Origin of the sequence: uncultured Desulfovibrio sp. (genome assembly GCF_944324935.1) — a bacterium.
Lineage (GTDB): Bacteria > Desulfobacterota > Desulfovibrionia > Desulfovibrionales > Desulfovibrionaceae > Desulfovibrio.
In genome coordinates, this window is sequence record NZ_CALUYG010000030.1 from 15,182 (window position 1) to 31,144 (window position 15,963).

General features: G+C 67.3%; 9 protein-coding genes. 8 read left to right on the forward strand and 1 reads right to left on the reverse strand.

From position 1 onward, the window contains the following. Positions 1-49: 49 nt before the first annotated feature. Positions 50-3,673 carry an acyltransferase domain-containing protein gene (locus Q0J54_RS08240; RefSeq protein ID WP_296304989.1) on the reverse strand — a complete coding sequence of 1,208 codons (3,624 nt, stop codon included), beginning with the start codon at positions 3,671-3,673 and terminating at the stop codon, positions 50-52. A gap of 221 nt (positions 3,674-3,894) precedes the next feature. On the opposite strand from Q0J54_RS08240, the gene Q0J54_RS08245 reads away from it, so the two are divergent. From Q0J54_RS08245 to Q0J54_RS08280, 8 genes are all read left to right on the forward strand, one after another. Then, positions 3,895-5,190: an aminotransferase class I/II-fold pyridoxal phosphate-dependent enzyme gene (locus tag Q0J54_RS08245; protein WP_296304990.1), complete on the forward strand. Its 1,296-nt coding sequence runs from the start codon at positions 3,895-3,897 to the stop codon at positions 5,188-5,190. A 69-nt stretch (positions 5,191-5,259) separates the two neighbouring features. Then, on the forward strand, positions 5,260-6,600 hold the full coding sequence (locus tag Q0J54_RS08250) for a glycosyltransferase family 4 protein (RefSeq protein ID WP_296304991.1): 1,341 nt from the start codon (positions 5,260-5,262) through the stop codon (positions 6,598-6,600). A gap of 7 nt (positions 6,601-6,607) precedes the next feature. After that, complete coding sequence (locus tag Q0J54_RS08255; RefSeq protein WP_296304992.1) at positions 6,608-7,651, forward strand: glycosyl transferase family 1; 1,044 nt, start codon at positions 6,608-6,610, stop codon at positions 7,649-7,651. 2 nt (positions 7,652-7,653) lie between these two features. Further along, a complete protein-coding gene (locus Q0J54_RS08260; protein WP_296304993.1) occupies positions 7,654-8,961 on the forward strand; it encodes a glycosyltransferase family 4 protein in 1,308 nt (435 codons plus the stop codon). Then, positions 8,949-10,865, forward strand: coding sequence for an asparagine synthase (glutamine-hydrolyzing) (asnB, locus tag Q0J54_RS08265; RefSeq protein WP_296304994.1), 1,917 nt, complete (start codon positions 8,949-8,951; stop codon positions 10,863-10,865). Before Q0J54_RS08260 ends, asnB begins: the two co-directional genes overlap by 13 nt. Positions 10,866-11,038: 173 nt before the next feature. Next, positions 11,039-11,914 carry a zinc metalloprotease HtpX gene (locus Q0J54_RS08270; protein ID WP_296304995.1) on the forward strand — a complete coding sequence of 292 codons (876 nt, stop codon included), beginning with the start codon at positions 11,039-11,041 and terminating at the stop codon, positions 11,912-11,914. A gap of 27 nt (positions 11,915-11,941) precedes the next feature. Beyond that, complete coding sequence (locus Q0J54_RS08275; protein ID WP_296304996.1) at positions 11,942-12,361, forward strand: DVU_2496 family lipoprotein; 420 nt, start codon at positions 11,942-11,944, stop codon at positions 12,359-12,361. Positions 12,362-12,539: 178 nt separating this feature from the next. Further along, on the forward strand, positions 12,540-15,890 hold the full coding sequence (locus Q0J54_RS08280; RefSeq protein ID WP_296304997.1) for a UvrD-helicase domain-containing protein: 3,351 nt from the start codon (positions 12,540-12,542) through the stop codon (positions 15,888-15,890). The last annotated feature ends 73 nt before the right edge of the window (positions 15,891-15,963 follow it).

Below are 15,963 nucleotides of genomic sequence, written 5' to 3' on the forward strand. Positions count from 1 at the left end.
TCCGCCCTCTTTTTCGATCATCGCGCGCGGCGACCGGACACTCTTGCGTCTACTCCGGCAGTCCTGGTTCGAACTCCATCTGATTGAGCGTCAGCAGCGGCGTCCCCTCGGCATCGAGGAACTGGGCGTCAAACCGCAGCAGCCGGTCTGTCCGCCAGCCGCAGCGCAACTCCAGCACGGCCGCTCGCCTGTCGCCCGGTACGGCAAAACGGATAAAGCCGATCCCCGTCATGCGCCATGTCAGCGCATCGACGGAAAACAGCCCTTCCTGTGCCAGCCAGGCTCCCTGCTCCACGGCATCGACCAGCCGCAGAAGGCCTGTATACCCAGAAATGCCGTCCGGGGCAACGCCATCCTTGCGCAGGGCAAAACGCAGGGTAGGCTGAGGCTCCTCACTGTCCCCGCCGCTCCTGAAAGACGGCCCATCCGGCAGGCGTCCCGCCAGCAGGCGTGATGCGCCGCCTATGCCGCGCCGGGCATAGAAGTCCGCATATCCGCCGCCACGCATCTCCGGCGCACGTTCTTCAACGGCCGTCGCGCCGCTTTCCCAGAGCAGGGGGAGGGCGGCTGTCTCGCGCCCCAGCAGGGCCATGCCCTTCATGGCCAGCTGCCAGCGATCCGTATGCCGGCCGTTGGCCGTCAGCTCGCGGACATCCAGACAGCAACGACACATGCGGGTCATAACCCCGTCCTGCATCAGCCAGCTTTGGGCGCGGATGTCCAGCCTGCTTTCCCGCGTGATGCCCGGCGGCAGTTCGGGCAGCGTCCCGAGGCGCACATCGCACAGCCCGTTGGGCGTCAGCCAGGGGAAGGCAAGGCGGGCCCCGTCGAGCAGGGACGCCAGCGCCTGACTTGCGGGCAGACAGGGCGGCCCCCCTTCCGTCCTGCTGCCGCAGGTGGCCAGCCACGGCCGGGCATAGCACGAAAATTCGCCGCTGAGCTGGAAATCCCTCCCCGACGCGGCCGCCGACGGCTGCTGTCGGGCAAAAAGCCCGGGAAAGACCTCGGGACGCTCGCGCCACGGCTGCAGGCGTAACGAGACCTCCTGCGCCGCCTGCGGCAGCAGGCCGCCGAGATGTTCCGCCCGGGCCCACAGCACAGGCGACTCGCCGGCAAGGAGGACCTCCCGGGCGAACATGTCGCCCCATTCCCCGGCCAGCGGCGGCAGGCGGTCTTCCAGGATGCCCAGCACGGCGGCCCCTCCCGCAGCGTCGCGGACGGCCTCGGCGGGGAAGGTCTCGAGCTCCTCCGGGCGAAGGAGGCGGATGCGCCGGCACCAGAGAGGACCGGCCCCGTCCGCCTCCCGCGGCGACGCCAGCGCCTGCGCCGCCGCATCGGCCGGACCGTCCAGCAGGCAGCCGGAGAACGGCATCCCTTCCTCGTGCAGCAGGGCCAGTCCGGCCCGCAGGAAATCCGCCGCCCCCTCCGTCGTTCCCTCCGCCGGATCAAGACGACGCACCGTACAGCCCAGCCGTTCCAGAGGCCGGCAGGCCGCCTCGCAGGCACGCGGGACGATCAGCGTCTGGCCGAGGGCGGCCAGCCCTTCCAGCAGCCGGGCCGCGCGCTGCCCGTCGTCGCTCCAGACCAGGATCGCCCCGCCGGCCCGGAGGCCGGGCCCGTGCGACACGGGATCCCAGGCCGCCGGATGCCAGTGCCCCGCCGCATCGGCGGCATAGCGCAGGAAGGGACGCCGGTCGAGCGCATCCGCCGGCCGCGACGCCGCGCTCTCCTGCGCCTCGGCGGCGGACGAGCCGGCGGACGGCGACGCCGCCAGCCCCACGGCGGCCAGCAGATCCCCCACCGTCAGCACGCCCATGAGCGCCTCGAAGGGAACGCTGCGCCCCAGCACCGCCTCCAGCTGCTGGACCAGCAGAGGGAAACGGCTGGAGCGCAGGGAAAGGTCGTAGCGCAAATCCCATTGTGGCGTCACGCTGCCGGGCGGCAGCCCCGCCGTTTCCTCGAGCAGGGCGACGATCCGGCGCGCCAGCGGCCCCAGCGGCGGCGTGTCGGACGCCGGCGGCGGGGCAGGGGGGGCGGCCCCGGCAGCGGGAGACGCGGCGGCTCCCCAGCGGGCCGCGTGCGCCTTGAGACCGTCGGCCCGGATATGCCCCAGCGCGTAGAGGCGGGCGCACGTCCGGCGCAGGCCCTCGGCCTCGTGCCCCTTGCGGGATGCCGAAAGGCAGAGGCTGCGCGGTTCGATGTCCGCAACGAGACCGCACAGGGTATCCTGCGGGCCCAGTTCCACAAAATGCCGTATGCCGTCCCGCGTCCACATCTGCCGGACGCATTCCACCCAGCGCACGGCATTTTCGTCAAGATCGGCAATATATTCGCAGATCTCGTGCTGTTCTTGCGGATAAAATCCCGTGGTGACGCAGCTCAGCAGGGGGAGCCGCGGGGCCTGCATGGCAAGCGCGTTGAGCCGCCGCAGGGACATGTCCCGCAGGACGCGCATGCCGGGATGGTGGAAGGCCAGACTGACGTTGAGCATGATGGCCGGCAGACGCTGCTTGCGGAAATGCTTGCGGGCTTCCATGAGCATATCCCGCGGACCGCTGACGATGTACTGTTTCGGCGTGTTGTAGTTGGAAACGTAGAGGGCCGGCCAGATCCGGCGCGCCTCCTCGATGAGCTGCGCCTCGGCGTGCACGGCCATCATGCCGGTCTCCCGGGTGGCGCGGGCTTCCAGTTCCGCCATGTGCTGCGCGCGGGTGTCCAGGATGTACCAGGCCGTTTCCGGCGCATAGACCCCGGCAAGGCAAAGGGCGATGAGTTCGCCGAGACTGTGCCCGCAGAGCAGGGCGGGGCGCAGGCCCAGCGAGGAAAGATGGCTCCACTGCGCGTATTCCAGCAGGAAAAGGTAAGGCTGCTGCCAGCGGGTCAGGCCGATTTTTTCCTCGTCCCGCTCATCCAGCAGGGACAGCACGTCCCAGTCGGCGGCCGCGGCCAGACGGTCCATGGCCGCGCGGGCTGCCGGGAAACGATCGTACAGCTCCCGCCCCATGCCCGGCCAGACGCTCCCCTGCCCGCAGCACATGACCGCCAGCGGCTCGGCCTGTCCGCCGCCCAGCCAGACGCCCCGCTGGCCCAGTTCGCGCAGCGCCGCTTCCCGGACGGAGGCCGTGGCGGCAAACGGGGCCGGCCCCACGGCAAGGAGGGCCTCCCGCCAGTCCGGGCGACCGGCCCCCATGCGATACGTTTGCCCGGCCGCCGTCAGCTCCGTACAGATCGTCCCGTCCGCCTCCAGCGGCGTCAGGGCCGCCAGGGCACGGGCGCGCCGCGTGTCCGGCCCTCTGCCCAGCAGCCAGAGCGCCCGCTGACCGGCCGCATCCTGGTAAAGGAAGATGCACCCGGCCAGGCTTTCCTCCAGCGCTTCGGACAACTGACGAAGCAGGGCCGGACCGTCGCCGCTGCCGGAGACGGACGGGCACGCCTGCGGCAAGGGAAGATCCGCCGCCGCGCAGGCGGCCTCCAGCGCGGCCCGGAGCTGTCCGGCCTCTTCTGTCGTGGCCGTCGCGCACCACCAGATGTCCCGGTGAGCGAGGTTTTCCCGGAAGGAGCGGACCTCGTCCAGCAGGGCGGAGAGGACCATCGGCAGATCCCCTTCCGCAAGCGGCAGAGGACGGACCGCCAGGAGAACGAGGGGCACAGGCAGGGTGGGTATCTGTTTCATGCTGATTTTTGGGGGAAAAGGGATTCCGTCACTAGTATGCCAAGAAGCGGGCCCTTGTCCAGCGCGCATCCCGCGGGATGACCCCGGTCAGACGGACAGCCCGCCAATTCGCTTGCCATACGCCGTCACATAAGCTACGCTGAATCGATACAAATTTGAGCAAAGGCGGGAAGCCGGTCGCAGCTCCCGTCTTCCCTATCTACTTTTGAGGATATGCCAGCATGAAAGACCCGCAAACCTCCCAGGCCGCCGCATCTGAAAGCGCCGCATCCGGCTTCAACCGCATGCGCTCCAAACTTTCGTTTGCCCGTCTTGTGGAAATGGGCGCCAAGATGGGCCTGGACAACCCCCTCTTTCTCTGCCATGACCGTGCCGCCAAGGCAACGGCCCAGATAGACGGCAAGGAATACCTCAACTTTTCCACCTATGACTATCTGGATCTCAACACACACCCGGAAATCACCGAAGCCGTCACCGAAGCGGCGCGTCTGTTCGGCTCCTCCGCCGGAGCCAGCCGCCTTGTGGGCGGGGAACGGCCCCCGCATCGTCAGCTGGAAAAAGCCGTCGCCCGGCTCTACGGCGTGGAGGACTGCATCGCCTATGTGAGCGGTCATGCCACCAACGTTTCCACGCTGGGGTTCATGTTCGGCCCGCGTGACGCCATCTTTTATGATGGTCTGGCCCATAACTCGCTCATGCAGGGAGCCCGTCTTTCCGGTGCGGAACGCTATTCCTATGCGCACAATGACTGCGACGCGCTGGAAAACCTGCTCAAGGCCCACCGCGACAAGCACAAGCGCGCCGTCATCGTGACCGAAGGCCTGTTCAGCATGGACGGGAACATCCCGGATCTGCCCCGCCTCATCCGGCTCAAGAAGCAGTATGACTGCATGCTGCTCGTGGACGAGGCGCACTCCTTCGGCGTGCTCGGCGCCACGGGCCGGGGCGCGCACGAATATTTCGGCATCGACTCCCATGAGGTCGACATGTGGATGAGCACCCTCAGCAAGAGCATGTGCGGTTGCGGGGGCTTCATCGCGGGCAGCAGCGAGATCGTGGAATTTCTCCGCTATGGCTCGCCGGGCTTCGTCTTCAGCGTCGGCATGCCGCCCATCGTGGCCGCGGCCTGCAACAAGGCCCTGGAACTCATGCTGCGCGAGCCGGAGCGCGTCCACAAACTCCAGCGCATCAGCCAGTATTTCCTTGAATACGCCCAGAGCAAGGGGCTGGATACCGGCGCGGCCCAGGGCTATGCCATCGTGCCCGTCATGGTGGGCGACTCCATGGCGGCGGGCTTCCTGGCCAATCTGCTGTTCAAGCGCGGGCTGTACGTCATGCCCATCACCTTCCCGGCCGTCAAGGAAGGGGAAGCCCGCCTGCGCTTCTTCCTCTCCGCGGCACACTCCGAGGAGCAGATACGGCAGGCGCTGGACGCCGTGGCGGAAGAGCTGCCCAGGACGCGCGAGATCATCGCCAATTACAAGCGGGAACATGCCGAGGATCCCGCGGACGACTAACTGTCGGGGCCGGAGCGGCGACGCCCCGGCCCTTCCTCTTTTCCGGCCTACTGACCATCAGGAGTCGCCATGACCACGGATGCCGTCACGCCTTCCCCCGCCTTACCGGACTCCGCCCTGTCGAAACGGTTGCCGCGTACGGCCTATGTGCTGCTCTGGTTCCCGCTTTCTTCCGAGACCTTCATTTTTCGCGAAGTGCAGCGCCTTGCCGCGCTGGGTATGCCCCTGCGCGTCTACACCATGTATGGCCAGCAGCTCAGGGGCAGCAGCGAGGAGATGCGGCGATGTCCGCTGCCCGTCCTGCGCCTGGGGGCAAAGAGCACATTCCGCATCCTCGGCGCCTTTTTCCGCGCGCTGGGGCGCGATCCCGGCGCTGTCTGGCGGCTCATGCGCAAGGGCCTTTTCCGGCGCATACGCAATCTGGAGTCGCTGGGGGAAAACGTCTGGTGCTTTCTGGCCGGTTTCCTGCTGGCCGAGCAGGCCCGGCGCGACAAGGTGGAGCTGCTGCATTCGGCCTGGGGCAACGGCTGCGCGACGGCCGTCTGGGTGGCATCGCGGGTGTCGGGCATCCCCTTTGCCTTTACCGGACGGGCGGGGGACATCTATCCCGAAGACGGCATCCTGCGCGAAAAATGTCGTGATGCCCTGTTCATCCGCACCAACAATCTGACCAATGTGCCGTGGCTGCAAAGCTTCTGCCCGCCGGACGAACAGGACAAGGTGCATGCCGTGTACAACGGCCTGACCCTGGCCGGGCGCACGGAATGCGAGATGCCCTTCACGCCTCCCTTCCGCCTGCTGGCGGTGGGACGCTTCTGCCGCACCAAGGGCTTTCCCGAACTGCTTACCATGATGGCCCGCCTGCGCCGCGAGTGCGTTGCCGTGCGGCTCACCCTTGTCGGCGACGGCGGCTGGCGCCGCAAGCTGCATGCCATGCGCCGCCGTCTGGGACTCGACGATGTGGTGGATATGCCGGGCTTTGTGCCCAACGACCGCATCCGGGAATACATGCACAGCCATGATATGCTCATCGTGCCCAGCGTGGTGCACGCCAACGGCGACCGGGACGGCATCCCCAATGTCATCATGGAAGCGCTCTCCTGTCGTATGCCCGTCATCGCCACGGACGTTTGCGGCATACGGGAAGTCATCGAGGACGGCGTCACCGGGCTGCTGATCCCCCAGCGCGATCCCGCCGCGCTGGCCGATGCCGTGCGCCGCATGCTCGCGGACAGACAGGCCGCGCAGCGCATGGCCGAAGCCGGCCGCGAACGGGTGCTCGCCATGTTCGACAGTGAAAAAAACATCCGGCAACTGGCTGAGCTCTATGCCGAGCAATATGCCGACTGGCAGGCCTCCCGCCCGGATGTCTGGCTGTTTACCCACGGCCTGCCGCCGCAGGACGCCTAGAGACGACATGGGTCGACCGCTGCTGTGGCTGGCTGCCAGCCTTGACGTGGAAGAAGAGGGCCTCTTCGGCGGACGCTATGCCTGCCACGCGCCCTCTCTGCGCAATACGGCCGAGCTGCTCCGGCTCGCCCCCCTGCTGGAACGGGGCCTGCGCCCGACGCTTTTCTGCACGCACGGCGCGCTGACGGATACGGCCACGCAAAGGATGCTTGCCGCCCTGCGGGACAGGCACGGAGCGGAGATCGCCGCGCATCTGCATTACTGGAACACGCCTCCCCTGGCCGCGGGCCCGGCCGTGCTGACCCGCGTACCGGCCGCGACGCTGGGGCGGGAGGCCTTTCGGGAAAAAATGGTGAGCCTGCTGGCCGCCGGCATGGCCTTCCAGGGAGAGGCGCTGCGCTCCTTCCGCATGGGTCGCTGGGATCTGCATCGTCATCACTGGCCGGTCCTGGCGGAGCTGGGCCTCACCTGCGACGCCTCGGTGCGTCCGCTCCACGGGCCTGTCGCCGACGCCAGCGGCCTGCGTCTGCGCCCGGATCACTTTGCGGCCCCGCGCACGCCGTACCGCGTCCGTACGGCCTGCGGCGACATCCTGGAAGTCCCGCTCTCCGTCGTGCCGCTGGCACAGGCGCTGCCCGCTCTGCTTGAGCGGCTTCCCCGCCCTCTGCGGAAAGCGGCCAAGGGGACCTTTTCCCACTGGGGCGCGCTGGCCCTGCTGCCCGTGGAGCATCCGCTCCGGCTCATGCGGTATATGACCCGACGATTCATAGCCGCCGGCGGGCGCGTCCTCAGCCTCACCTGGCATTCCTCGGAAATGCTGCCCGGCGGGGCCCCCCACATGCCCGACGAGGCCCATGTTGCCCGTTTCCTGAAAAAAATTGAATGTTATCTTGACTGGTTATCAACGATAAGCGATCTGCGGTACGTCACCATGCAGGACATTCGCCGGGAGGAGCATGCCTTCCCCGCGCCGCTGCCGCCGGCAGCGGCGGACTGGGGCGTCCTTCCCGAAGAAACGGCCTTTGCCGACGCATACCGCTCCCAGGAGTGAACATGAACGTGACCCTTCCCGCTGCTGACAATACTCCCCTGCCTGCCGGCCTGCCGCATGTGGCGGTCATCCTCCTCTGGTATCCGCTGTTCACTCAGCCTTTCATCTTTCGCGAGGTGGAGCAACTGCGCCGCCACCTGCCGCTGACGGTCTACAGTCTGTACGGCCAAAACCAGCGCTGCTGCTCGGGCGAGATGCGCGCCGCCGCCGGGGCGACCCGCACGCTGGGCCTGCGTGCCCTGCCGCGGATACTGCGCGAGCTTGCGGTACAGATCGTCACGCATCCCCGCCGCCTCGGCCGCCTGTTCCGGCAAGCGCTCTGTTACCGCTGGACTTCGTGTGAAGCGCTGTGCGAGAACATCTGGGCGTTCCTTGCCGGGCTGTACCTTGCGCGGCGTTTCCGGGAAGACGGCATGGACATGATCTACGCACCCTGGCCGCGCGGCACAGCCACTGCCGCCCGCGTGGCCGCAAAAATTGCCGGCATCCCCTATGTTCTTGCCGTCCGGGGAGACAATCTGGACCCGGCCGATCCCGATCTGGCGGACAAGCTGCGTGAGGCGCTCTTCGTCCGCGTCAACAATGCCGCCGACAAGACCCGCACCGAAGCGTTCGGCAAGGGCGAGGCACGCGACAAGACGCACCTCGTCTACAACGCTCTGACCCTGCCCGGAGAGAACACCTGCCCGGCCCGGCTGCAAATGCCCGTCCGGCTGCTGGCGCTGGGCCGCTTTGACGTCACCAAGGGCTTCGACGTGCTGCTCCGGGCCTGCGACATCCTGGCCCAGCGCGGCCGGCAGTTCACGCTGACCCTGGCGGGCGGCGGCGGGCATCTCCTGGGCCTCGGCAAGGAGGAAAAACGTCTGCGTGCCCTGTGCACACAGCTCGGTCTGGAAAACCGCGTCCAGTTTCCCGGCCTTGTGAGCCACAACGAATTGCCCCGACTGCTCGTGGCCCACGACATCTTTGTGGCCCCCTGCGTCATCCACGCGTCCGGCAGACGGGACGGCATCCCCAATACGGTCATCGAGGCGCTCTCCTGCGGCATGCCGGTGGTGAGCAGCAATATCCACGCCCTGCCCGAAGTCGTCCGCAACGGCGAGACCGGCCTTACCGTGCCCCCCGGCGATCCCGAGGCGCTGGCCGACGCCATCCAGTGGTTCATGGAACATCCCGCCGAGGCGCGGCAGATGGGTGAACAGGGGCAGCAGCTCGTCAGGGGAATGTTCGATCCCGAGGCCAACAGCCGCGCGCTGACCGAACTCTTTGCCGCCAATTCCCCCCGGAGGAAACCCACATGTGCGGCATAGCGGGCATCTGCGCCTGTGACGGCGCCGGCCTGCCCGGGGACGCCGCCGCCCAGGTGGACGCCATATGCCGGGCCATGCGTCACCGGGGACCGGACGGACAGGGCGTCTGGTGCGGCGAGGGCGTCTGCCTGGGGCATCGCCGCCTGTCCATCATCGACCTTGCCGGCGGCGCGCAGCCCATGCACAGCGCCGATGGCCGCTACCATGTGACCTTCAACGGCGAGATCTACAATTTCCCTGAACTGCGTAGGGAGCTGGAAGCGCAGGGGCTGTCCTTCCGCACCACGTCGGATACGGAGATCATCCTGGCGGGCTGGCAGGTCTGGGGCAGGGAGTGCCTGCAACACTTTGACGGCATGTTTGCCTTCGCGCTCTGGGACGCGCAGGAAAAACGCCTCTTCTGCGCCCGGGACCGCTTCGGCAAGAAGCCCTTCTTCTACACGCTCCAGCAGGGGCGCTTTTCCTTCGCGTCCGAACTGACGGCGCTCTGCGCCCTGCCGGGACTCTCGTTCACGCTCTCCCCCGAAGCCCTCATGCGCTATCTGGCCTACGAGTATGTGCCGACGCCGCAGACCATGTATGCGGAAGCGGCCAGCCTGCCGCCCTCGCACTGGCTGGAGCTTCACGAAGGCAGGCTGCGGGTGGAACGCTACTGGGATCTGCCCTTCCCCGACGAGCGGGACCTCCGCGATGAAAAAGAGATCTGTGCCGCCTATCACGAACTGCTGGCCCATGCCGTTCGCCGCCGCATGATCAGCGACGTGCCGCTGGGCGTCTTCCTCTCCGGCGGCATAGATTCCTCCATCGTGGCCGGGCTCATGGCCGAACAGTCCTCCACGCCCATCAAAACCTTCTCCATCGGCTTTCAGGAAGCCAGCTACGACGAGAGCCGCTATGCCCGCATCGTCGCCCGGCGCTGGAACACCGATCACCACGAGCGCATCCTCTCCGCCGAGGAATGCGCCGAACATCTGCCCGGGATCATCAGCCACATGGACGTGCCGCTGGCGGACGCCTCGGTGGCGCCCACCTGGCTGCTTTCGGGCGTCACCCGGGAAAAGGTCACCGTGGCCCTGGGCGGGGACGGCGCCGACGAGCTCTGGGCAGGGTACGAACACTATATCGGCTATAAGGTCGCCACCTGGTACAATGCCCTGCCCGCCGCGCTGCGGCGCGGGATCATCGAACCGCTTTGCCGCCTGCTGCCGTCCTCCTCCGGCTACATCAATCCGCGCCTTGCCGTGCAAACCTTCCTTCGCGGCGCGCACGCGCCGGACTGGCTCCGGGTACAGACCCTGCTCACCGCGCTGGATCCCGCCGTCCAGCGTGAATTGCTCGCCCGGCCGGACACGGCCTTCCTGACGGATGCGCGGCTCTTTGCCCCCACCCGCGAGCAGTTCGAGCACTGGCCGGCCGGGCCCGGACCGCTGGCCCGCGCCTTCCATGTCTATGCCCGCCAGTATCTGCTGGACGACATCCTGGTCAAGGTGGACCGCTGCTCCATGCTGCATTCGCTGGAAGTGCGCGCCCCCTTCCTGGACAGGGATGCCGCGGAATTCGTGGCACGCCTGCCCATCCGTCACAAGCTGCGCGGCTTCAAACGAAAGTATCTGCTCAAGCGGGCCTTTGCCGACGTGCTGCCGCCCGAGATACTGCGCCGCAACAAGCGGGGCTTCCAGATCCCCGTGGCCGGCTGGCTGCGCGGCCGGATGCGCCCGCTGCTGGAAGAGATGCTCGGCGAAGCCCGTCTGCGGCGGCAGGGCATCTTCGCGCCGCAGGCGGTACGCGCCCTCATGGAGGCGCACTTCAGCGGACGGGCCGACCTGCGCAAACCGCTCTGGACCCTGCTCGTGCTCCAGCTCTGGCTGGAGGCGCAGCGCCGCCCGCGCCAGGAGGAGGGATAGACTGGGCGCACAGGCTGGACGCCACGGCCCATCTGAAGACAGGCGGGCCGCCTCTGCCGCATGTTGCCATGCCGTTACATAACAGGGCCGCCGGCAGGGCTTGCGAGCCTTGTCGCCAGTGGTTATACTGAAAAGAAAACGCCCTTGCGGCGTAACCGTTTCAAGGAGTCCGCATGACCAGTCAACTCAAAACAGTCCTTCTCCTCGGCCTGCTTTCCGCCGTCATCATCGGCATGGGCGGCCTCGTGGGAGGGCGCACAGGCCTCGTCATTGCCTGCGGCCTGGCGCTCGTTATGAATATCGGCAGCTACTGGTTTTCCGATTCCATCGTCCTGCGCATGTACGGCGCGCGGGAACTCAGCCCCGAAGAAGCCCCCTGGCTGCACCGGATCGTGGAAGATCTCGCCCGGCGGGCGGGCGTCCCCAAGCCGCGCATCTGCACCATCCCCGAGGAGGCCCCCAATGCCTTCGCCACGGGACGCGACCCGGAGCACGGCGTCGTTGCCGTGACCGACGGCATCCTGCGTATCCTTTCCCCGGAAGAGCTGCGGGGCGTCCTCGCCCATGAGATGGCCCACATCGCCAACCGCGACATCCTCATCCAGACCATTGCCGGCGTCATGGGATCAGTGATCGTCATGCTCGCCAACATGCTGCAATTCGCGGCCATTTTCGGCGGCAGCCGCAGCAATGACGGCGAAGGCGGCGGGACGAACCCGCTGGCGGCCATCGTCATGGCCATCCTGGCCCCCATCGCGGCCAGCCTCATCCAGATGGCCATTTCCCGCTCGCGGGAATACCTTGCCGATGAGACCGGCGCCCGCCTCTGCGGGCAGCCGCTGGCGCTGGCCGGGGCCCTGCACAAGCTCAGCGGGGCCGCCGGGGCCCTGCCGCTGCACAGCGGCAATGCCTGCACGGAACAGATGTTCATCGTCAAGCCGGTCTTCGGCTTCGGCGGCAGCATGAACAATCTTTTCAGCACCCATCCGCCCATTGAGGAACGCATCCAGCGTCTTGTCGACATGAACCGCACGGGCCAGTACCGCTAACGGGCCGTGCGCCGCAAAGGAGCCCCCATGATCCGTCAGAGCCGCCTTCTTGTCCTCCTCTGTCTCTGCTGCCTTGCGCTTGCGGCCTGCGGCGCACGGCAGAAGCAGACGGATACGCTCTTCCCCGAAAACTGCGAAAAGACCTATACTTTTGCGCCCGGCAACTACATCATTGAGATCGCCGGCGGCTCGGAAGTGGTGCTCGATCCGCTGGTGCACGATTTCCAGCTCTTCTGCACGGCGGATCAGGCACGCGACTACGTTCTGGAAGAGATCAGCAGCCATCGTCTGCCGCGCGGCGACTGGCGGGTCTATGTGGTCGGCGGCAACTTCCGCGAGCTGGCCCAGCCCGCGGGAAACAATACCTATGTGCTCAAGCGCATGGCCCCGCTGGTGGACTGGGTATCGGAGATGCCGGTGGGCAATCTGCGCTATGTGGAACCCTAATGCCTGACGAAGCGTCCGCGCCCTTCGGAGACGCCCATGAAGGAAAAGGGGACGGCGGAGAGGGATCCCCTCCGCCGTTTTTCGTGTTCCCTTCCCCGATGATCCGAAAACTGACGACGCCCGGCCGGTTGCGGACACGACGGGCAAACGGGGCAATGCCTTCCCCAGGAGCAGCACCATGTCCTTTATCGCCGATCTGCACATCCATTCGCGCTTTTCCCGCGCAACCAGCAAGCAGCTCACGCCCGCCCACCTGGCGGCCTGGGCCCGCTGCAAGGGCATCGATCTGCTGGGGACGGGAGATTTCACCCATCCGCAATGGCGGCAGGAACTGCGGGAACAGCTTGTGGAAGATGCGGACAGCGGACTGTACCGCCTGCGGCAGGGACAGACGCCCATGCCCGATTTTCTGGAAGGCGACGGCGGCCTGCTGCACGATGTCGAGCCCCGCTTCATCCTGCAAACGGAGATCAGCTCCATCTACAAGCGGCACGGCAAGGTGCGCAAGGTGCATAATCTGGTCTTCGTACCCACGCTGGAGGATGCCGACAGGCTTTCCCGCCGGCTCGAGAGCATCGGCAACCTTGCCTCGGACGGCCGGCCCATCCTGGGGCTCGATGCCCGCGATCTGCTGGAGATCTGTCTGGAAGTCTGTCCGGGATCGGTGCTCGTGCCGGCCCATGTCTGGACGCCGTGGTTTGCGCTTTTTGGTTCCAAGTCGGGCTTTGACCGGCTGGAGGACTGCTTCGGGGATCTCTCGTCACACATTTTTGCGCTGGAAACGGGGCTTTCCTCCGATCCGGCCATGAACCGCCTGGTCAGCGCGCTTGACGGCTATGCCCTCATCTCCAATTCCGATGCCCATTCCGGGGCCAATCTCGGCCGGGAAGCCAACCTCTTTGCAGGCGCTCCCAGCTATGACGGCCTGTTTGCGGCCCTGCGCCGTACCGCCCGGCGTGAAGCGCAGGACGGGCAGGACTGCCGCTTCCTCGGCACGCTGGAATTTTATCCCGAAGAAGGCAAATACCATCTGGACGGCCACCGCGCCTGTCAGGTCGTTATGACCCCCCGCGAGGCCCTGGCCTGTAACGACATCTGCCCTGTCTGCGGCAAGCCGCTCACCATCGGCGTGCTGCACCGCGTCTGGGAGCTGGCGGACAGGGAAGAACCCGCCCGGCTCATCCACGAACCGGACGTACATCCGCTCATCCCCTTGCCGGAACTGATCGGCGAAGTGCTGGGGGCGGGAGCGGGCTCCCGCAAGGTGCAGCAGCAGTATGCCCGGCTGCTGCGCTCGCTGGGATCGGATATGGACATCCTCTGCCATCTGCCGCTGTCCGATATTGCCTCCTGCTGGGGACCGCTGGCCGAGGCCGTAGGCCGCATGCGGCGCGGCGAAGTGCACAGGGAGGGCGGCTATGATGGCGAGTACGGCGTGGTGCGCGTCTTTTCCCCGGAGGAAGCAGCGGACCTGCACGGAGGCGACAAGAGACGCAGGACAGCAGCCGACAGCCGCAAGACCGCAAGATGCACGCTGCCTCTGCTGGATGCCGGCGCAGCGACGCACGGACAGCCAGCGTCCAGCACGGCGGAGGACATACGGCGCTTCCGGCAGGACCGCGAAGCGCAGCCGACAGCGCGGGACGAGGCGGACAGCGCCCCGGCCTTTTCCGAGGAGCAGATGGCGGCCCTCACGGCCGGGCCGGACCCCGTGCTGGTGCTGGCCGGACCGGGCGCGGGCAAGACGCGCGTGCTGGTGGGCCGGCTGCGGCATCTGCTGCAACAGGGCACAGCGCCGCATGCCTTGCTGGCCATCACGTTCACGCGCCGCGCCGCGGAGGAGATACGGGAGCGTCTGGCGGCGGACGATGCCGGAAAAAGTGGCGTCCTGCCCGCCTGTGACACCCTGCATGCCCTGGCCTGGGCCCATTTGCACCAGCAAGACCCGCAGGCCGTCCTTCTTTCCGACGAGGCGGCGCGCGACCTTTTCCGGCTGGCCAACCCCGCTCTGGACAAGCAAACGGCCCGCCGGCATTTCGAGGCCTATGCCCTCTGGCGGGAACAGGAGCAGCACGGACGCCGCCTGCCCCCGGATGCCGAGGAACTTCCGCTGCTGGGCGCGCCCTCCCAGGCCTGGCATGCGGCGGCCTGCGCCTATGACGCCGCCAAGCAGGAGCATACGCCGCGCCTCCATGATTATGCCGATCTGCTGGACGACTTCCTGCTGGCCGTCAAACGCGGCGAGACGGCCGCCCCGCAACAGGTGCTCGTGGACGAGATCCAGGATCTTTCCCCCAAGCAACTGGCCATCGTGCGGGCCCTGCTGCCGGAGGACGGCTGCGGCTTCTTCGGCATCGGCGATCCCGATCAGGCCATTTACGGCTTTCGTGGCGCGCACGGGCAGGATGAGGAGAGCATCCGTGCCGTCTGGCCCGCTCTGCGGGTCTTCCGTCTGGCCCGCAGCTACCGGGCGGGACAGGGCGTTCTGGATGCGGCCCGTCGCATCCTGCACGAACGCGGCCGCTGCGGGGCGCTGCACGCCGCACGTCCGCTGGTCAGCAGTCTGCATCTTTTCGCCGCCCCCACGCCCCAGGCCGAGGCCCGCTGGATCGCCGGGCATGTGGGACGCCTGCTGGGCGGTTCTTCCCTCACCCTTCATCGGGAAGGGGATGCCGCGGGCGATGTGCTGGACGGCGGTCTTTCCCCGGGAGAGGTGGCGATCCTTGTCCGCATCAGGGCCCAGATACCGCCCATACGCGAGGCCCTCGAGGCCGCGGGCATCCCCTGCCGCGCGCCTGCCGAGGAAAGCTGCACCCGGGACGATCTCTGCCGCGCCATCCTGCTGGCCGCCGCCACCGCACAAGGGAGGGAGGGATGCGTCCCGGCCTCATGGAGCGAGGCTGCCGGACGCCTGAACGGGGAGGGGAGCCGCCTGTCGCCCGAAGCGCTGCTGCGGGCCCTGTCCGCTCCCGACGGGACGATCCTGCCGCCCGAGGCCGCGGGCAAGGCCCTTTGCCGCCTGCTGGAACGGACGCATGCCGATGACGGCCTCCTGACGCGCCATCCGGCCTGGCGTCAGCTCTGCCGCCAATGGCGACAGGCGGGGAGCTGGGCCGGACTGCTGACCCAGCTTGTCTGGGAAGAGGAAGCCGAAGCCCTGCGCGCTCGCGCGGAACATGTGCAGATACTGACCATGCACGCCTCCAAGGGGCTGGAATTCCGTGCCGTCTTCCTCCCGGGACTGGAAGACGGACTGCTGCCCCTGCGCCGGGAAACGCTCATGGGCGGCGAGCCTGCGGCACACGCCCTGCCGCGGGAGATGCTGGAAGAGGAACGCCGCCTGCTCTATGTGGCGCTCACCCGCGCCGCGCAGGGCGTCTATGCCAGCCGTTGCGCGCAACGTACACTCCACGGACGCACGCTGCGGCTGCCGGCCTCGCCCTTCCTCAGTCTGGTGGAGGATGCCTTCCATCACTCCACGCTCAAGGCGCGTACCCGGCAGACACAGGAGCACCTCTCGCTTTTCTAGGGTCAGGACTCATTATTTCCATACGCTTCAAAAAAGAGTAGGTATGGAGACGGAGGTTACCATGTCTACTCTT